At 42.0% G+C, this 19,597-nt stretch carries 22 protein-coding genes; 5 read left to right on the top strand and 17 right to left on the bottom strand.

What is annotated here, in order from left to right; all coding sequences use genetic code 11:
• Nucleotides 1–2 precede the first annotated feature (2 nt).
• The 15 genes from BET10_RS21895 to ffh all read right to left on the bottom strand — a co-directional run bounded on the left by BET10_RS21895 (nt 3) and on the right by ffh (nt 9,630).
• A complete protein-coding gene (locus BET10_RS21895) occupies nt 3–353 on the bottom strand; it encodes a cysteine peptidase family C39 domain-containing protein (protein ID WP_240503710.1) in 351 nt (116 codons plus the stop codon).
• A 472-nt stretch (nt 354–825) separates the two neighbouring features.
• Nucleotides 826–1,023: an energy transducer TonB gene (locus BET10_RS21230; protein ID WP_276204900.1), complete on the bottom strand. Its 198-nt coding sequence runs from the start codon at nt 1,021–1,023 to the stop codon at nt 826–828.
• 75 nt (nt 1,024–1,098) lie between these two features.
• Entirely contained in the window at nt 1,099–1,569 is a 471-nt protein-coding gene (locus BET10_RS16690) for a hypothetical protein (RefSeq protein ID WP_070986725.1), read from the bottom strand.
• 54 nt (nt 1,570–1,623) lie between these two features.
• A complete protein-coding gene (locus BET10_RS16685; protein WP_070986724.1) occupies nt 1,624–2,037 on the bottom strand; it encodes a GNAT family N-acetyltransferase in 414 nt (137 codons plus the stop codon).
• Nucleotides 2,038–2,124: 87 nt separating this feature from the next.
• A complete protein-coding gene (locus BET10_RS16680; protein ID WP_070986723.1) occupies nt 2,125–2,439 on the bottom strand; it encodes a hypothetical protein in 315 nt (104 codons plus the stop codon).
• 114 nt (nt 2,440–2,553) lie between these two features.
• Complete coding sequence (locus BET10_RS16675) at nt 2,554–3,111, bottom strand: GNAT family N-acetyltransferase (RefSeq protein WP_070986722.1); 558 nt, start codon at nt 3,109–3,111, stop codon at nt 2,554–2,556.
• 206 nt (nt 3,112–3,317) lie between these two features.
• On the bottom strand, nt 3,318–3,545 hold the full coding sequence (locus BET10_RS16670) for a hypothetical protein (RefSeq protein ID WP_070986721.1): 228 nt from the start codon (nt 3,543–3,545) through the stop codon (nt 3,318–3,320).
• 24 nt (nt 3,546–3,569) lie between these two features.
• Complete coding sequence (locus BET10_RS16665; protein ID WP_205987550.1) at nt 3,570–3,917, bottom strand: hypothetical protein; 348 nt, start codon at nt 3,915–3,917, stop codon at nt 3,570–3,572.
• A gap of 93 nt (nt 3,918–4,010) precedes the next feature.
• A complete protein-coding gene (locus BET10_RS16660) occupies nt 4,011–4,406 on the bottom strand; it encodes a DUF4019 domain-containing protein (protein WP_083330585.1) in 396 nt (131 codons plus the stop codon).
• A gap of 122 nt (nt 4,407–4,528) precedes the next feature.
• Nucleotides 4,529–4,855, bottom strand: coding sequence for a hypothetical protein (locus tag BET10_RS16655; protein ID WP_070986718.1), 327 nt, complete (start codon nt 4,853–4,855; stop codon nt 4,529–4,531).
• 90 nt (nt 4,856–4,945) lie between these two features.
• Entirely contained in the window at nt 4,946–5,452 is a 507-nt protein-coding gene (locus tag BET10_RS16650) for a P-loop nucleotide/nucleoside kinase family protein (RefSeq protein ID WP_070986717.1), read from the bottom strand.
• Between the two features lie 273 nt (nt 5,453–5,725).
• Complete coding sequence (locus tag BET10_RS16645) at nt 5,726–6,280, bottom strand: nucleoside/nucleotide kinase family protein (protein ID WP_070986716.1); 555 nt, start codon at nt 6,278–6,280, stop codon at nt 5,726–5,728.
• A 39-nt stretch (nt 6,281–6,319) separates the two neighbouring features.
• Nucleotides 6,320–6,763: a T6SS immunity protein Tdi1 domain-containing protein gene (locus tag BET10_RS16640; protein ID WP_070986715.1), complete on the bottom strand. Its 444-nt coding sequence runs from the start codon at nt 6,761–6,763 to the stop codon at nt 6,320–6,322.
• Nucleotides 6,764–6,879: 116 nt separating this feature from the next.
• Complete coding sequence (locus BET10_RS16635) at nt 6,880–7,830, bottom strand: endonuclease domain-containing protein (RefSeq protein WP_070986714.1); 951 nt, start codon at nt 7,828–7,830, stop codon at nt 6,880–6,882.
• A gap of 420 nt (nt 7,831–8,250) precedes the next feature.
• Nucleotides 8,251–9,630, bottom strand: coding sequence for a signal recognition particle protein (ffh, locus tag BET10_RS16630; protein ID WP_070986713.1), 1,380 nt, complete (start codon nt 9,628–9,630; stop codon nt 8,251–8,253).
• Nucleotides 9,631–9,795: 165 nt separating this feature from the next.
• On the opposite strand from ffh, the gene BET10_RS16625 reads away from it, so the two are divergent.
• The 4 genes from BET10_RS16625 (at nt 9,796) to BET10_RS16610 (ending at nt 15,112) form a co-directional block, all read left to right on the top strand.
• Nucleotides 9,796–10,602, top strand: coding sequence for a cytochrome C assembly family protein (locus BET10_RS16625; RefSeq protein WP_070986712.1), 807 nt, complete (start codon nt 9,796–9,798; stop codon nt 10,600–10,602).
• A 61-nt stretch (nt 10,603–10,663) separates the two neighbouring features.
• Complete coding sequence (locus BET10_RS16620) at nt 10,664–11,932, top strand: HlyC/CorC family transporter (RefSeq protein ID WP_070986711.1); 1,269 nt, start codon at nt 10,664–10,666, stop codon at nt 11,930–11,932.
• Between the two features lie 504 nt (nt 11,933–12,436).
• The gene (locus BET10_RS16615; RefSeq protein ID WP_070986710.1) at nt 12,437–13,030 is read left to right on the top strand and encodes a hypothetical protein; all 594 of its coding nucleotides are present in this window, start codon (nt 12,437–12,439) and stop codon (nt 13,028–13,030) included.
• Nucleotides 13,031–13,258: 228 nt separating this feature from the next.
• Nucleotides 13,259–15,112: a choice-of-anchor I family protein gene (locus tag BET10_RS16610; protein ID WP_070986709.1), complete on the top strand. Its 1,854-nt coding sequence runs from the start codon at nt 13,259–13,261 to the stop codon at nt 15,110–15,112.
• A gap of 145 nt (nt 15,113–15,257) precedes the next feature.
• Here the strand turns inward: BET10_RS16610 and BET10_RS16605 are convergent, their stop codons facing one another.
• Nucleotides 15,258–15,677 (bottom strand): helix-turn-helix domain-containing protein, encoded by a 420-nt coding sequence (locus BET10_RS16605; RefSeq protein WP_070986708.1) that lies wholly within the window; start codon nt 15,675–15,677, stop codon nt 15,258–15,260.
• Nucleotides 15,678–16,099: 422 nt separating this feature from the next.
• Between BET10_RS16605 and BET10_RS16600 the strand changes: the two genes are divergently transcribed.
• Nucleotides 16,100–19,045 (top strand): TonB-dependent receptor domain-containing protein, encoded by a 2,946-nt coding sequence (locus BET10_RS16600; RefSeq protein WP_070986707.1) that lies wholly within the window; start codon nt 16,100–16,102, stop codon nt 19,043–19,045.
• Between the two features lie 88 nt (nt 19,046–19,133).
• Here BET10_RS16600 and BET10_RS16595 read toward each other — a convergent pair whose 3' ends face one another.
• Nucleotides 19,134–19,517, bottom strand: a complete 384-nt coding sequence (locus BET10_RS16595) for a hypothetical protein (RefSeq protein ID WP_070986706.1) — start codon at nt 19,515–19,517, stop codon at nt 19,134–19,136.
• Nucleotides 19,518–19,597 lie beyond the last annotated feature (80 nt).

The raw sequence follows: 19,597 nt of genomic DNA, 5'->3' as shown, positions 1-19,597 counted from the left end.
AACTACTCATGAGATACCAATGAAGCACCCTGTTTAGAGGTCACATTTTGCATGAGTACCCCTTTGTCTGAACTACTAACAATCAGTGCGAAATGCCCATCAATATGTTTAGCAATCACAGGTAAAGTTTTATTACTCAACGATGATACTGGCGTTGTTCTAAACTTAGCTTTAAAACCAAGACTTTTTGCCGCACGGATCATCTGAATATCAGCAAACTTCGGCTCACACAATTTAGGATCCGCGAAGTTACGCCTCAATTCATCAATGTTGACAGCACGCTTGTGAAGTCTGCCTGCCAGAGCTAAGCAAACAAGCCCTGACTCGAAGTGGTGATACTTATTATCGTCCATGATTAAAATCTTTTAGTAAATTGTGAGTATGCGCTTGATTTAATATATGCAACTGAGACTATTCCCCCTCCCTTTATGAGGGACTAGCCTAACATAGTAAAACCCCCTTTAAAACACACGTAACACATTGAATTAAAATGATAAAAATAAACAAACTAGCATCTTCAACCTCCCTTTTTCATTACATAATTCTCAATATAAAACCATATTGCAACACAATTTGCCCAGTAAGTATCCACACTGTGTTCAACGCTTTTTATAAAGTCGATTCCTTATAAATACCGTTAACAAAATAATAACTCAGATACTGATGAAAAATTTCTTATTGCTCATTTCAAACAGAACCGTAGTCCATTCTGATGGAATTTCCATCATAGTAAACTTCTAAAGAAAGTATCTTGTCAGTTATTATCTACATTGGCTGCAAAATCAAGCCTAACCGCTAGGTCATGCTGCCTGACAGCAGCGCCATCTAGCAATTTTGGTGATACTGCCACGCTTTTAGCGCTCTGAGTGCTTCTTGTTCAAATATTCCATCATGGCTGGACTCAAAAACCACGGTGTTCTCTGCGCTACCTTGCTCATTAATATCAAACGACATTGTCACATAGCCCCTATCTGGCGACTGGTACGAATTGTTAGCAGCGCCTGCACATGCGGCTAAAAACAAACTAAAGCCATGCTGACGCCCATGGGTTTATCTCGCAATTCATTCTTTAGGTTGGTTTCTGTGTAGCTATCAAGGTTAATGACCCGTCGTCAGAAAACTTTGTTTGTTAACCTGGCCCCAATATTCATCTTGATAGGTACCCTCTTGATAGTTTTTATGTGGGTAGCTTTTGATACAACTTTGCCAGAAATTAATGGCATGGTTTGCACCTTGAATTTGTTTAACAACCCAGTGACCTGGCAACATTTGCCAAATTCCATGCGCAAACTGAGTGCCTAGCTTTTCATTGCGAAAATATGGCACGATATAAAACTCATAAACTTCGTAATTTGAATCACCCTGACACCCGATTGCTGCAATACCCGCAGGCACGTTGTCTACATAAACGATATAGCCTTTGGTGGGAGGTGCAATTTCAGTATCAAGCATAAACAAGCCATCTTTGTCCGGCTTTTTCTTAGTTAATACAGAAAACTCAGCCTCGTAGCACTGAGCTAAATTTAAATAAGTCGCTAAATTATTAGCTGATACTTCTTTGATATTCATAAACCTGACATCTCTATTCCGCACGAGCTGCTCGACATGTTTGTTGTGCTGAACTTAATCCACAAACTTGCACATACCCAAACCGAGCGCATTTCCATCTCTGGCAACATAGCCAAACTGTTCATAAAATCGCTCTTTGCCAAAAGCTGCCAACAAAGCAACTGTTGCACCACAGACCGCTTTGTCAGCAACAAATGACTCGATGGCACTCATGATCAACTTGCCTAATCCTTGCTTTTGATAACTCGGATCGACGATGACATCTTGAATATAAAAATACATTGCGCCATCACCAACAACTCGGCCACAGCCAACGAGATTTGAACCCGATAAAACACATACATGAAAGAGAGAATTATCTAAACTCTTTTTTACCACTTCAGGTTCAGGGTTAGTCCACCCAACCTTACTGCGTAAGGAGATAAATTCATCAAGACTAGGCGCAAGATTGACTACTTCGAATTTCATTATTTTCCTACCTCACCAAGGCGCTCAAATAACCAGCGCATTACGCATAATTAAATCTATGACACAGCACTTAGGTTTACCGCGCAGCTATATCCTACTTTCTATTGTGAGGTATTTACCCTTGCCAAACGAAATATAATACGCAGACAAAAACAAAGCCGTAAGTATGTTGCTTGCAAAAGTGTTTTTAATCGTGATTTGATTAGAGCTTAACTCACTTAGCTTAACCTCGGCACTGGAGCACCAATCAATTTTAGCCTGAATAACTTGCGTACCTTCTGGTAATGAGATGCTTTGCGTCACCCCACGTTTGATTAGCGCAACCTCTCGCCCATCAGCAAACAACTTGTAATCTCTTGCCATATCCTGAAACTGCTTTGGGCGGAAAACTTCAATATCCATATTTATCCTTTAGATATATAACATCTGAATAATCAGCATAATAAAGGCTTGGCTATAACCAATATCGATAGAGCACAAGCCAAGCATAGTATGCCCCGTGAGATGAAATGTTTGTTATATTTTTTGGAACTCAGGTTTTATCAAACCAAAGCACTTTAAGTCGTGAAATTCGTTTTTCCAATAGCCACTTGAGCGTCGAATACCCTCCTCAACAAAACCTAGCTTTTTTAATACCTGCTCCGAAGCAACATTACCAAGCATCGTATCCGCTTGTATTCTATATAACTCACCAAACGGTGCTTGCGCACAAAAAGCTAACTCAATAACTGTTTGTAGTGCTTCGGTTGCAAACCCCTGCCCCCAGTAGTCAGGTGAAAGCTCATAACCTATGCTGGCATTTTTCATCTTGGGGTTTAACGAGTTGAATCCGCACGTACCTATTAGCTTACCTGTTTCTTTGACTCGGATAGCCCAGCGGATCCCCGCTTTTTCATCAAAGCGGTTGTTGAAAAAGTCAATTAAAGCCAGTGATTGCGCTTGTGACTCATATGCATCAATGTCATAGAACTTCACCACATTCTGATCAGAGAAAATGTCGAATAAAGCAGGCCCATCATCTTTAGATAACTTATTTAGGCGCAATCGCGATGTGGTCAGTTCTGGGAATGTCACTTATACGGCCCTTGAATTATTACGCCTATTGATATCATCAATCCTGCTTTAAATCCTTTTGTCGAGGAATAGCTAGAGATAAACACTAAATCTGGGCCTGGAGATATCACCAAAAGAAAATAACGGTAAAACTGCAAAGTCTATCACTTTATGATCTCGATACTCTTTGAGCGAACTTATTCACGACAAATCGTCATACAACGACATTATCCCAAATAAGCGAACACTCCAATTAAGACAAACCATAAAACGACACCGACGGCAATGCAAAGACCCTCATGAATTCTATTCGGCTTTGGATAAGTCCCCAATGTCACAACTTTTAACGTTGCATAACCACACCCGTAAAAAATAGACTGGATAAGCATGTCGATGAATAGCCATTTAATAAACCGAGCAATGCCTCGGAATAAACCTTCTGTAACTTCTTCCATATAACCGCCTGAATGGCATAACCCCTAGCTGCTCACTTTACTAACCAGCAGCGTTAATTTTTGAGAACCGACTTCCACAATGGCTTCTTCCTCATAGGCAACCACAAGTGAAGGCCTTATCGTTTCACCTCCCACCGTGACTGTCGCAATAACCCCTGCAGTGTTGTCTTGGTTTGGCTTAATAGTGAAGTTGTATCTAACGTCATTATCAATTGTGATTGAGGCCACTTTATCCGCTTCAACAGTCATGGTGGGTGAAGCCAACAACTCACCTTCTACATACACCGAGGTTGATACTTTGTATGTGTCTGCCGCAAAACATGATACCGAGCACAGTAAGGCACTGACCAGTAAACTTGCATTAACTCTCATTTGGGTTTCCTTATTATAATTATTAGTGGCTAAGCGCATTAACACCAAACAATCTGCTCCTGACCCACTTCACTATATTTAATTAACAATTTGCTATTTAATAAAATAACCAACAGGCAACCAATTACCACTGCCTTTACTTAGCGTGAGCGTTTCCGTTGCCGACGCTTTATTTTGAAACTCAGTCTGAAATTGAATCACTAGATATTCACCATCAGGCACACCAGGGAGTGATGAATAAGCCTGTGCACTAAGCTTGGAGCGCGATTTAATTTGCCCTAAAGGCGCGCGAACACCTTGAAGTGCTTGCGCCCATTTATTTTCTGTAAGCTGTGACTTAAATGCTGAGTCTGACTGTTGCCAACTTTGGCCGTATTGACCGGCGTCTATCATTTTTAGCCACGCTTTTGCTGCGATTAAACCCGCCGAATCATTCGCCCAAACCAAAGATGAAACAAAACACGATAAAATTAAAACCAGTTTTTTCATAATAAAGTCCTTTTACTCTAAAACTTAATGGTATTGCTATGTTTCTAACATTGCTAACGCCTACATTAGCAGGAAGTTTTAGTTAACTGCAATGTTCCTGTAGCAAAAACAGTCTACTGTGCTTATCCGCTTGAAGTGCGTGTTAAGTGTTTATTAAAGCCCGCGACAAAAAACTCAACTTTCCCACAAGACTTACATGCATACATGTCTAAATTTTCTTTGTTGACAAACAGCTCTCCAAGCTCACCTAACACCCCCCATCGAGTACCTTCATGGAAGTTCTTGGTGCCAATAAAAGTTAAGCTTGCTTGGCATCGAATACAATCAGGTGCTAATTTAGTCAATTCCTCGCTAGGTTTCGACTTGCCTTTTTCACAACTGCAATTCCAGCACACTTCAAATGCGTCATCGTCAATTGTTGTATTGCAATTTTGACACTTCCACGACATCAACTTTCTCCTTGAGTGTTAGCGCTTCAATAATAACCAAAAACGAGTAGTATTAAACTGCAAAATACCAAGCTCTGCGAGTCTGCTCAATTAAACTGTTGTGCGCCCCTGCACAACACATATCAAGTTAAGATTTTCACTATCAGTTGGTACTTCAAAGTACTGGGTTACATGGTGAAACACAGCCTCTGTATCAAACTGAGCTCTTTTTGGTTGCTCAACTCGGCGCTTGGCGATTTGAGATAAACATTGTTCATCGGTTAAATCTAAATACCAAAGCTCATGTTCGCTGCCGATTTCAAGACACAGTGATGTGAACCAAGATCTTTGTTTTATGGTATTAGCAGGAAAATCCATGACAACGTTCACCCCAACACTCAGTATGCGTTGAACATGGCTTTTAACGAATGGCTTGATAAGGTTTGAATACGTAATGTAATCATCAAAGGTTTTAATTTGAGTTGGGTAATGGGCCGATAGCCAATCATCTTCTGAAATCAAAACAGCACTATTTTCAGCCGCTAAAATCTTAGATTTCGTTGATTTACCTGCTCCCATTTTGCCACAAAAAAAGAACAGCTTTCCGTTATTTTTCATGTCTCCTCCATTTACATATTACACACCACAAAGAAGCGGGTAACTGAGGGCTAAAATGTGAAGCGAAGCGAAGCCAAGTCAACTGTTACCAGCCTCGCTTCAGTGGCTTGTTATAAGGCATATACTTACGAACATAATTTCATGCTGTTATTGAATAAATACAACCTAACACTCCAATATGGGACGCATAAATGCTTGGTTCAAGTTCTTGTCAGGAATAAACAAAGCCGAATTGAACGCAGCCAACAGTTAGGCCTCCTTTTGCGTAAAGTGTTAGCTTGTATTACTTTTCAACCAGTTACTAATATAATTGGTGGTATCTTTAACTGAAGCTACTTCATTAAATATTAAATCAGCATTATTTCTAACTTGTTGAACAGCTGAGATATAAATATCCCTAAAGTGATCTTCATATCTATCTAAGTAATTAGAGATAGAACATATTGAATTAGAGCTCGGTTGCTCAGTATGCCGCCTAATAATACGAGATAGACACAACTCCAAGGGCTGATCTAACAAAACAACGTAATCTATCAATGGCGACATAGCATCACGCTCTTTACCAAATGGTTCTTCAATAAAAATGAAACGGCTACTACTTTTTGAAATTAAGCTTTCCAATGAAATGACAAATTTTGGCGTTTTAATCAAAGAAACGTTTGCTCCATTCATCAGCCAACTTTTCATGTTTTTAGGATATGTATGTTTATCAGTGTGGTCATCAAAAAGTAGAAATGAGCAACCAAACTCTTTAGCAAGTTCATTAACCATCGTGGTTTTTCCCGCACCAGATGGACCACTGATTGCAACTACTTTTGTGCTATTCATACTACCCTGCTGTTTTGTCTCCTTTGTTTAACGGCCTTGTTAGCTTTCGCTTACACCAACTTGTTGTGCCACTTGACCTGTTAGGGAAAAATGAACCTCAATATCAGTTGGTTCAATATTTTCAATTTTATACTCCCCACCCAACAGCCAAGGTTTTGTTAAGCTATAAATTTGGTTGTGTGATAATGATTTACCTGATTCTATTAAATCGCCTACCATTTGAACTGCAAAGTATTCTATAACGAACTCTTTATCAGCTAACAACTCATTGAAGCCTTCAGATGTCTCAGCTACTTGTGAGAACTCACCGCCTCCTGAGTCAAGCCACCAAACTTGGCCATTATTTACATTTTGAACAAATGCATCGCCGGAAGCTAAAAGCAATATAGGTAAATATTCTCCACCCAATAACCACTCCCATTCAGATAACAGAGAGTCTCGTTCAAGGTGCGAGAAATTTACCGTTAAGTCATTTAATGTCATCTAAACTTCTTAGAAAGCTAACGCCGTTGTAACCGGCAAAAAATTGTTGGCTAAAATGTGAAGCGAAGCGTAACAGCCAACAAGTTTTTTGTCCGCGTTGACAACTTTGTTAGGCTCTACATTTCATATAAGCTCAAACCCATTGAAGCACCTATAGCGTACCAAACTCTCTGCCAGAGCACACGCTCAAGGTCATAACCAATGAATGATGTTTCCTCATTACCATGCCGAAGTAATTTCCCATTGGACAGGTATTTGAAATTAAGGGTTCCCAGTTGCTTATCACTTAGCTGTTCAGGAAGGACAGCACGAAGAGGTTTAAGATAAACAGGATCATCCGCAACTAAAATAAACTCATCAAATAAGTGCGAAAAACTTTCCATATGGTTACCTAACTCGAGTGTATACCATTCTTCAGAAACGGTATTTACCCTAATTTCACCTTTTTCATAATCCTTTGTTGAACCGTCAAGATGCTTTATCTCATGTCCATCTTCTGGTGGGTGGAAGACAAACGCAGTGATAAATGATTTCTCATGAAGCCATTCTATGGCATGAGGGATAAATTCATCAATTTCAACAGGCTTTAATAATCGATTTGGATGAAGCTCTTTAAAGAAACGTAAAGCCTTAGCAGTTTCTCTATAAAGAAAAGGATAGTCGATGTACATTACACGGTACTTAGCCGGTGCTCTTTGCATTCGTTCTTTGTATATTTCTCTAACTTCAGCAACGCATGATTTAGGGTTTCGGTTTATCTCTCGCCCTGTGAACCTTATAACGGTATAGCCAGCTCTTGAAAGGTAACGCTGCCGTATGGCGTCTTTTTCTAACTGCTCTTTTGTTGAATGATATTCGTGCCCATCTAACTCAACTATTAGTCGAGCATCTTTCAATATGAAATCAACACGGAATCGCCCATGTTTCTCTTGGTCTCCGAACCAATGTTCACTTTCAATTGCACTTGCTAAGTCATCCAGCTCTTTACTAAATTCCTTCTCAATATATGACTGCCCTCTGTCTCTATACCAACTTGGAGGAGACTTAGGTTGACCTGGATACTTCATTGCTACCTCTATTTATGAGTTGAGCCTAACAGTGTATTAGCGTGAATTCGCGTTAATGTTCTACTCACTAGCCCTACAACACACCAATTATCAAATTTAATTACACCAAATATTAGCAGGTTAGATGCTATTAGACCCTCTAAAAAATAACAATGGCCGTAGTTCAAAGCGAGAATCTACTTAAACGAGAATGAGTGAGCGTGTTTATAAAAGCTAAATCTATTATAAATCATAAACATAAATATCCAGCCTGATCTTTAGACAAACAATTTACGCAAAAATTAACGGGGCCTCTAGTTACGAATTTGAACGCTTTTAATTACATCAGTATAAAAAACAGCCAATTTATTTACTATAAACAAGCAATGCAAACAGGCACAAAAAACCCGAGCCTTGCCCGGGTTTTAAAAAAGTAAGTGATTAAAACTTCGGACCACCGCCGCCGAACATACCCGGTGGCATCATGCCTTTCATGCCGCGCATCATTTTTTGCATGCCGCCCTTGCCCTTCATTTTCTTCATCATCTTTTGCATCTGCGTGAACTGCTTTAGCAATTTATTGATGTCTTGAACTTGGGTGCCAGAACCTGCTGCAATACGCTTTTTGCGAGAACCTTTAATAATGTCTGGACGAGCGCGCTCTTTCGGTGTCATCGAGTTGATAATGGCTTCCATTTGCGTAAACGCCTTATCACCCACTTGACCTTTTACCGCATCGGGTAAGTTATTCATGCCCGGTAGCTTTTCAAGCATAGACATCATGCCGCCCATGTTTTTCATCTGGCGTAGCTGCTCGGCAAAGTCTTCTAAGGTGAAGCCATCGCCTTTAAAGACTTTTTCGGCCACTTTGGCAGCTTTGTCTTTATCAACTTTCATCTCCACTTCTTCGATAAGTGACAATACGTCACCCATACCAAGAATACGAGACGCTACACGGTCTGGGTGGAAAGGCTCAAGCGCGTCAGTACGCTCGCCCACACCGATAAATTTGATTGGCTTACCTGTAATATGGCGAATTGATAACGCCGCACCACCGCGAGCATCACCATCCGTTTTCGTTAAGATCACACCGGTAAGTGGTAGCGCTTCATCAAATGCTTTGGCAGTATTTGCCGCATCCTGACCCGTCATCGAGTCAACAACGAATAAAGTTTCAATCGGGTCAATGGCACTGTGAAGGGCTTTAATCTCATCCATCATGTCGTTATCAACGTGCAAACGACCTGCGGTATCCACAAGCACGACATCGATGAACTTTTTCTTCGCATGGCTAATTGCGCCCGTTGCGATATCAACTGGCTTTTGTGAGATGTCACTTGGGAAAAACTCAACATCCACTTCACCGGCTAGGGTTTCAAGCTGTTTGATTGCCGCAGGACGATATACGTCGGCACTGACCACTAATACCGATTTTTTCTTGCGCTCTTTTAAGAATTTAGCAAGTTTACCCACACTGGTGGTTTTACCCGCACCTTGAAGACCTGCCATCATCACCACCGCTGGCGGTTGTGCTGCTAGGTTTAGCTCTTCGTTGGCTTCCCCCATGGCTTTTTCAAGTTCTTCACGAACAATTTTGATAAAAACCTGACCTGGGCTTAGGCTTTTTGTCACCTCAACGCCAACGGCACGTTCTTTTACTTGTTTTACAAACTCACGAACTACAGGTAAAGCGACATCGGCCTCAAGTAGCGCCATACGTACTTCGCGCAGAGTTTCTTTAATATTTTCTTCGGTTAGACGGCCCCTGCCGCTGATGTTTTTAAGCGTTTTACCTAAACGTTCCTGGAGGTTTTCAAACATGTATTAGGTTCCAATAAATCGTAATTGCTCGACATTATACTGATATGGCCCCGACTAATACAGTGTTCAAGTGCAGACAAAGTTTCTTTTTGGAAACTCTATGCAAGCAGCAACGCTTAAAATACAATAGCTTTACAAAGGAAATTAAATATTGGGCACACTTTGATGTTGATTATCAGCTTGTCTTTATTCGCCAGTCTGTTTTACGTGCTTGCAACCGGCCACGTTTTATCAAGGCTATTTCATAAAGAAGGGCCAAATCAAAAACTGACCATTGTTCTTAGCACACTGGCGATTCTCTCGCATATGCTGCTATTGGTAAACTCAGTGTTTACCAGCGAAGGACAAGACTTAAGCACGGTAAACGTCGCGCTGTTGACCTGCTGGGTCATTGTGGTCAGTGTTACGGCGGTGTCGTTAAAGCTCCCTGCTACGTTGCTATTGCCCGTGGTGTATGGCTTTGCCGCGATATTACTCACTGCGAGTTTATTTATTCCGCATCATATTGTAATGCAAACCATCAATGTTGATTTAGGTCTGGTTGTACATATTTCCTTATCACTGCTGGCTTATTGTGTGCTCATTATCGCCACGTTGTACGCTGTACAGTTTTTCTATATCGATAACCGCCTAAAACACAAAGACCTTGCCATTATGCACAGTCATTTGCCACCGCTTATGCAAGTAGAAAGACAACTGTACCAGTTGTTAACCATAGGCACTGGGCTGCTTACTTTAGCGCTGCTGTCGGGGTTTGTATTCTTAGATGGTATGTTTGCCAAAGAGTTTATTCACAAAACGGTCCTCTCGTTAGCGGCTTGGGTGGTTTTTGCAGGTGTCACCTTTGGTCATCATCAGTTTGGTTGGCGTGGTAAAGCAGTGGTATTCTCAATTATGGTTGCATCTGGCTTAGTAACACTGGCCTATTTTGGCAGTCGATTTATTCAAGAAGTCATCTTAGGCAAGTTTTAACTTGACTCTTTGCGCTGGCTAACGCTTAATACACGTTCGTAAGAAAGAAAGGGATCCACTGTTGGACGACATATCTACAAGCACCTTATTTATTATATTGGGCTTGCTTATCATGATCTCGGGCTATTTTTCTAGCTCTGAAACGGGGATCATGTCAATAAACCGTATTCGACTACGTCACCTCGAAAAAGAAAACCACCGTGCAGCTAAACGCGTCAGCAAGTTGCTACGACGCCCCGATAGGCTTATCGGCCTGATCCTTATCGGTAACAACCTAGTGAATATCGCAGCTGCGCAAGTTGCCACGATTATCGGCTTGCGTTTGTACGGCGATATGGGAATTGCAATTTCAACCTTTGTACTAACACTTGTGGTACTGATCTTTGCCGAAGTAACACCAAAAACGCTCGCTGCGTTATACCCTGAAAAAGTCGCTTTTCCAAGCTCGATTATTTTAAAAGGCTTATTAAAAGTACTGTTCCCGCTGGTTATAACAGTTAACTGGATCACCAACGGCATGCTCAAGCTATTCGGTATTTCTAATCAGCAAATTGAAGAGCATAGCCTCAGCAAAGAAGAGCTCAAAACTGTGGTGAATGAATCCAGCGCGTTATTACCAAGCAATCACCAAAACATGCTGACGTCTATTTTAGATTTAGAGCAAGTCACCGTTGAAGACATTATGATCCCGCGCAACGAGATCAACGCTATCGATATTAACGATGACTGGAAAGATATTTCTCGACAACTGACCAATGCGCAACACACCCGCGTACTGTTGTATCGCGATCAAATCGACGATGCAGTTGGCTTTATCCATGCCCGCGATGCGTTGCGACTACTGACTAAAGAGCAGTTTGATAAGCCATCATTGCTAAGAGCAGTACGTGAGATTTACTACATTCCTGAAAATACCTCACTGAATACTCAGTTATTAAAGTTTCAGCAAAGTAAGGAGCGTATTGGCTTAGTGGTTGATGAATATGGTGATATTCAAGGCCTCGTGACACTTGAAGATATTCTTGAAGAAGTGGTTGGTGACTTTACTACCACGCAAACTCCCGCCGCCAGCGACGAAGTTGACGTACAAAGCGATGGTTCGGTGTTGGTAGATGGCGCGGCAAATATCCGTGATATCAACAAAGAAATGAACTGGGAGTTACCAACGGAAGGCCCGAAGACGCTCAGTGGCTTGATTGTTGAGCACCTAGAGGATATTCCCGATGCACCTTTGAGCTTAATTATTTCTGGCTACCCAATGGAAGTGGTTGAGCTAAAAGAAAATATGGTAAAGCTTGTCAAAGTAATGCCTGGTAAACAAACTCATTAAACACACCATCTCTAATATTATATTTAGTTTACATAGCCGAGCTTAATCGCTCGGCTTTTTCATGCCCTACTTCTCACACGCGTATTCTTGCCATAACAGAACACCACCCATTGCAACACATGAAAGCCCCCTTAACGCACGTAATTTAACGCTGATAAGTTTCGTGAGCAAAGCGCAAGGACGACCAGATAGGCTGTGTATTTAAATTCCCTTTTTATCTGTGTAACAGCGATAAATATTAAGCATGCGCTAGCCTTTTAAGCAGGTACTAAGCACTGAAGGTATACACTTTACCTTCATGCTTTGAGGTTTATTCAAAAAATTCGACCTCATCACAAATAAAATATAACCCAATAAATCAACACCTTAGATAAAGAAAAAACAATTATCACCTTTTTTTTACAGTTTTTTTCTCGTAATTTTCAAGTTCCCAATAAGAATACATACCAGCTCACAACAAGTGAGCGATATTCATTATTTATTTTTTATATAAGGAAAATTACAGTGAAAAAGAAAATCTTAACTTCAGCACTCTTGCTAGGTTCTGCACTATTTGGGCAACAAGCATTTGCAACTGATTACAAATATGCTCAGTGTAAAGACAATGAATATTCAGGCCATAATGCTCGTTGTCTATGGAATACAATAGATGGTAGAGATCCACTTCCGCCCAATACCGTTCGCTTCGATAAAGGCACAGAAAATGGCGCAAATGTTTACGTTTGCCGCGACCGTGGTGATTTAGTAGGTAAATATGTTAATGGCACCTGCTATGTACCATCAAATGGCAGAGAGTATCCTCAACCAGAAGGCACTTTCGATATTCTTGAGGTACACCCAAGTTACATACAGTGGGAACAAGTAAACACTCGTGTCGACTTAGAGGGCAATATATTCCACCCAGGTAAATACTTAATAAAAAGTGGCAGAGACAGTGGTTACCCTATGTACGTGTGTGGCGTTAAAGACGCGCATGGTAACTACATGACGGGCAAACTAGTAAATGGTCACTGCTGGTACGCTGCAGGTGGGCGCGAGTACAATTACTCTCTGGCTTCAGGCCATGTATACGTGTTGTGGTACACAGGTCCGATGTAACAAGCCAACATCAGCGCGTAACCCCTTACAATGGGGTTACGCTTTATATCTCTTCCTTTTTAAAAAAGCGACAAGCGCCTGTTTTCATGTTCCGTTACGATTACTGATATCCGAGCAAAATACTATTGCGATATGAGCAATTAAACTGAAAGAATATAGTCACATCAGAGTCATCAATTTATGTTTGACTGTTCCCTTTTTAATGTAATCAAAATTAAAGGGTCAAACATGTTGAAGCATTCATTAAAATCTTCCCTCATCGCGTTATCTATCACCACCATTTTGTCAGGCTGCTCGCTAGATGGAGACGATGGTAAAATTGGTGCGCAAGGGCCTGTTGGCGAACAAGGCGAGGCCGGTGATAAAGGGGAGCAAGGCGACAATGGTCAGGATGGATTAGATGGGCAAAATGGCTCTGACGGAAAAGACGCCAACCGCTTATTAGATATTCAATTAGTGGGTCGCGCTGTACTTAACCCACAAAGCCCAGAAGGTGCCGCCGAGATTGTTGCCTATCAAACCTCGAAAAAATGGATCTATGCAATAAACAGCTCTGGTGATAGCGCGGTGGTAGAAATTCTACCCGCTACCTCATTTGATACCGTAGCGCTTGCCAAAAATAACGAAAGTGTGGTGACAACCACAAACTTAAGTAGCGCCATGACCATTTTGTTAAATGAACATACACCAGGCGATGCCAATAGTATTGCTATCGACAACAACAACCAGCTGCTCGCAGTCGCGATGGCTTCAAAAACCACAGGTATTGCGGGTCATATCGCATTTTACGACATCTCTGGAGATACCCCTGTATTTTTGAAAAACGTCCAAGCTGGTGCCCTACCCGACATGGTCACTTTCAGCCCTGATGGAACTAAAGTGGTGGTTGCCAACGAAGGTGAGCCCACTGGTGATTACAGCATTGACCCTGAAGGTAGTATCAGTATTATCGATGTCACTAACGGCGCAGTTGCAGATACTGCGACGCACATTGACTTCACAGCCTTCAACGACAAACAAGCAGAACTTGAAGCGCAAGGCATGGTATTTGCCAACCCAACAGGTCGCACGATCAATGGCAAACTCATTAATACCACTGTTGCAATGGATTTAGAGCCAGAATATGTCACCATCACTAAAGACAATCGCTATGCGTATGTTTCAATACAAGAAAACAATGGTATGGCGGTGGTTGATCTAACCGACAATAGCGTGAAGTTACTAGGTCTGGGCTTTAAAGACTGGTCAAATTTGACCATGGATGCATCCGACAAAGACGGTAAAATCAACTTTCGCACGTACCCTGGGTTGTATGGTATGTACCAACCTGACACCATTTCCAATTTTACTTGGAAGGGTGCGAACTTTATTGTCAGCGCCAACGAAGGTGATGGTCGCGAGTACTTTTTTGACGTAAACAGTGAAGCTGACTGTGCTGCCAAGGGTGGTCTAGATTACGATGAAGACGATGGCTGCTTAGCTTATATTGATGAAAGCCGAGCGAAAGACCTAACGCTTGCAAGTAACTTTTCATACCTGAACAATGACAATGACGACATTGGCCGATTAAAAGTCACCACGGTTAAGGGCGATGCTGACAATGACGGCCAGTACGAACAGCTTTACACCTATGGTGCGCGCTCGTTTACCATCTGGGACAGCAATGGTTTGGTGGTATTTGATTCTGGCGATCAGATAGAGCGTATCACAGCCGCTATCCACGGCGACGCATTCAACAACGATGAAGATGCCAACGAGGGTGATACCCGCTCCGATGCCAAAGGTCCAGAGCCTGAAGCGCTAGCTATTGGTAATGTCGGTGAGCGCCTATTCGCATTTGTCGGACTTGAGCGCATGGGTGGTGTGATGGTGTATGACATCACTAATCCGTATGACGTTAAGTTCACTGATTATTTCTATAACCGAGGCTTGGTAGAAGATGCTGACATTTCAGGCGATCTAGCGCCTGAGGGGATGACATTCGTCAGCGCAGAGCAAAGCGCGACAGGCAAACCGCTGTTGATTATCGGCAATGAAATTTCAGGTTCTATTGCCGTGTGGCAGGTTGACCTAAAAGACTAACGCAATGTTTTGCTCACACAAACAGGGTTACTTTCCATGTTTGTGTGAGCGCCCACGTCTTTGGCCATGTTACTGCGTTTAAAACCAATACAGCCAAGTTAGATATCGATCTTATGCTGCTATCAGTTAACTCCATCAATAGCGACTAAGACAAAACTTCTCTTTGCATAATCACCAGCAGCTTATTGTCTGGCACTGCATAATTACCCATAATTTTATCTGGTGCGATAACCTGCGCCAGTTTCCAACCTGCCTGTCCATGCTTGTTTAGTTCCGCATTGAGTTCAGAGGCTAGGGGCTTGTTAAAATCCAATGCGATACGTGCATCAAATGCTATTTCCACTACTTTAAATTCATACCGTATTTGTTCATCCAACTCGCTTAGGGAGTCGACCTCAACATCAAATGTAGCAGCCAACGCCTTACTTGAGCGCATTGAAGCTACACCTTCATTTTCAATGCGCTGTATTGTTCTCAGGTTTAATCCTGTTTGTTCAGCCAATTGCTCTTGAGACCAAGATTTACTGCGCCGAAATCGGACAACTTGCTTTGCATTTATTTTCATACCTTTTCACAACTCGTTCTTTGCTTCCACTGTATAGAGTTCGTTACAGCTGAGCGCCAAAATTTAGCCGACATTTTTACGACACTTTTTCCAAATACAGATAGAACAGCATACGGGGATATGAAACTAAAAAGGTTTTTTATTCAAAATTAGAGAATAAAAACCCACAAACCCCTTGCCACATCTAGCACGTTAAAAATGCAAAATACCCAACAATATTCAATAAAAAACACAAATATGTAAGCATCCACTTACTTAGAGCTAAAACTTAAAATATTCAGCCCGATTTATGGGACGAAATGGTAAATTAATCGTAAACAATAATCCACATCTATGAATATTGTATTCATTCCAATCCGTGTTCCCATATATAAAACTGTAATAAGGTAGCGCCAGTGACAACAACTAAAGAGTAAAAAACCGTGCAAAAAATCAATAAAATAACTCTCAGCCTTTTAGGCATATGCTCTTTTTTATCAACTTCTTGTGTACAAGCAAATACAGATAAAAATGGTGAAGAAAAAGTCGAACGGATCTCCGTAACAGGTAGTCGTTTGTTAAGTATTGAAGCCACCTCGCCTTCTCCAGTGACCGTGATTGGAGAGGACATAATTACAGCCAGTGGTGCAACAGATATTGCAGAACTGCTGAACAAACTTCCTTCCATGGCACCCGGCCTAAGCTCAGGTACCAGTAACTATAACGGCAGTGCTGGTGTCAGCACACAGGACTTACGTGGCCAAGGCGCTAAAAGAACATTGACACTGGTCAATGGCCGTCGCCATGTTGGCTCAATTCCGGGTGAAAGTACGGTAGATATCAGCTCTATCCCAACTGGGCTTATCAAACGTATTGAAGTACTCACAGGGGGTGCTTCATCGGTATATGGTGCCGATGCGGTAGCAGGTGTAATAAACATCATCACTAAAACGGATTATGTTGGCTCAAAATTAGATTTGTCAGCGGGTATATCTTCTCGCTCAGATGGTGAAAAACACGGCTTTAACTTTCTTCACGGTCTAAATTTTAACGACAACAAAGGTAACGCTACATTCTACTTTTCTTATAACAAGGAAGCAGAAATAGACGCCAAAGACCGACCATATACCAACGCAAACTGGCAATATTTACCTAATCCAGAACACGTTGACTTAAAACTAAGACTGCTCGCGGAAGGTAAAACCTCTGAAGAAGTGACCGAGATCACCAAACATGATGATATCCCAAACAACATCATGGCTCGACGTTATTCAATTTCTGCCAGCCCCACCACTGTGGTATTTATCGGTGGTGTCGCATACACCTTCAACAATGATGGCTCTATGCGCCCAGTAAAGTTGGGTAACAGCGGTGAACTGTATCGCCCAGAAAATGGCTTAACTGGTATTCAAACCGATGAAGGCGGTGAGCAGCTAGGCGCATATGAGTTCCAACGCCTACGCGTACCAGTTGAAAAGGCCCTATTTAATAATACCATTAACTATGAATTTGATTCGGGCCACCATTTCTCTTTGGACACCAAGTATGTCAAAACTGAGTCTGAATCTCGTATGTTTCCGCACTCATTGTATGGCAGTGTACCGCTTACCAGAGATAACGCCTTTATTCGCTCAGATCTCGGCGCGTTGATGGATCAGAACGAAATGTACTATTTGCCCATTGCCCGTCACTTTAGTGAAATGGGCCAACAAGGCAGTGATTACAGCCGAGACTTGTTCCAGATTGTCGCGGCGGTTCAAGGCGAGTTCTCCAACAACTGGCTATGGGAGTTTTATGCACAATACGGTAAGGCTAACGCAGATAACACCACCATCAATAGCTATTATGAAGACCGATGGCTTGCTAGCCTTGATTCAGTAAGAGACGAAAATGGCAATGCCGTTTGTCGTGCAAGCATTGATAGTACAGCCGCCCCAATTCCGGGCAACGATTACAGTAATTGTGTTCCCCATGATGTGTTCACCCCCATGACGGATGACTTACTCAACTATATTGACCTTGAGCACACCTCTTCGCAATCGCAAACTCAAAAGGTACTGCACTTCAACACCAGCGGTGACCTTTTTGAAGGATGGGCTGGCCCAATCGCAGTCTCTTTAGGTGCTGAATATCGCAAGGAAAGTAGCGAAACAGAACCGTCAGAAGCGCTTCGAGAAGGTTACGGCGCAGGCTACGCTGTATCACGTCCTGTGGTGGGAGAATACGATGTTAAAGATGTTTTTGTTGAGGCAAACATCCCGTTGCTCAAAGATGTGTTTATGGCCTCCAAGCTTGATATGAGCTTATCCGCCCGTTCAGCACATTATAGTGAAGCAGGTCAAAACACTAGCTGGAATGTCGGTGCAACTTGGCAGCCTATCGATGACTTAACGATACGTGTATCTCGCTCTCGCTCGGCCCGTGCGCCAAATATTAGTGAGCAATTTACCTCTGACGGTGAAGGGTTTGCATGGCTATATCAACCATGTAGTCAAAACCGCATTCAAACTGCCGAACCACATGTGGTTGAGAATTGCAAAAAACTGGGTGTGAATGTCTTTAAAAATGAAGATGGTATCACCACCAGTGATATTCGTTGGTACCAACCAGGCATATTGCTCACCTCTGGTAACAAAGAGTTAGATGTAGAAACTGCCAATACCCTAACAGCAGGTTTGGTGATCACCCCGCAAAGTATTGAAAACCTTGAAGTGACATTTGATTACTGGGATATTAGGCTCTCTGGGCTAATTAGCAGTTTTAATGTATCTACGGTTGTTGATGCCTGTGTTGAGCAAAGCTCACTGGATAATCAATTCTGTGCCCTGTTAACGCGCCAGCCTGATGGCATCATCACCCACGTCAACCTAAAAACCCTGAACTTAAACGAACGTCGTACGAGTGGCTTAGACATAATTGCAAACTATAAGTTTGATGCATTAGGTGGCACATTTGGCATTAACTCCATAGTGCAAAAGCTCATTAGACGAGATATTCAAACCGACCCTACACTTGAGTTAGAACCTACAGTTGGCCTGTTTGCTCATCCGCGTTGGAAAGGTACAATTAACCTTAGCTATGAAAATGACGACTTCCGCATTGGTGCATCAACTCGCTATGTGGGCAATCAGCGCAGCAAAGATACCTATACAGCATCTATCGTTACACCTCATGAAACACCCACTATGATGTATACCGATTTAACGGCATCCTACAACATCAATGAGCAGCTACGTATCAATATAGGTGCCAATAACGTGTTTGATAAAGAAACACCACAAATGCCTGAGGCTGATATTGGCGGTGCTAGCTACTACACTGGCACTAGCGGTGGGTTATTCGACACCTTTGGCAGAACTTACTTCGCCAGTATTAACTGGGAATTTTAAGATCTTAGATTAGTCCAATGTAAGCACAGAGGCTCCCCTTCTCTGTGCTTATTTCATGGTCTTTGACGCAGCTAAGGGCATAATATATTTAATTGAAATACGTGTTAATGATATAACGCCATGGCAAAACAATGGGCGTTAAAACAACCCCAATGATGCACGCAAACGCAACACCTATAGCATATTCATCCAAACCAGCATTCAAATACATGGGTAATGCAAACAACGCCAACCATAATATTTTCCACAATAACTCAAACATTAGAATTGGCAGCATTTTTAATGGGTAAAAGGCACCCAGTAGTGACATCAACATAAAGCCCATGAGCATTGCATTGATCACAGTGTAGGAGTCTGTGGATACTCCCATTTCAGATATGGCCTCAGGCGTATTTGACAGCCCCAGACCCACGAAGATAAAAATATACATCGCTCTGAGTAAATAGAGCTTAACCTTTCCTATGTCTTCCATCACTCACTCCTTAATGTCTAAACAGTTTGTTATATGACTCAACCAGATACTTCGTATTACGAGTGCTTTGCGCATTTAAC

The organism is Pseudoalteromonas amylolytica (assembly GCF_001854605.1).
Lineage (GTDB): Bacteria > Pseudomonadota > Gammaproteobacteria > Enterobacterales > Alteromonadaceae > Pseudoalteromonas > Pseudoalteromonas amylolytica.
The sequence above is the reverse complement of the archived record's forward strand: the minus strand, read 5'-3'. Positions and strand labels throughout refer to the sequence as shown.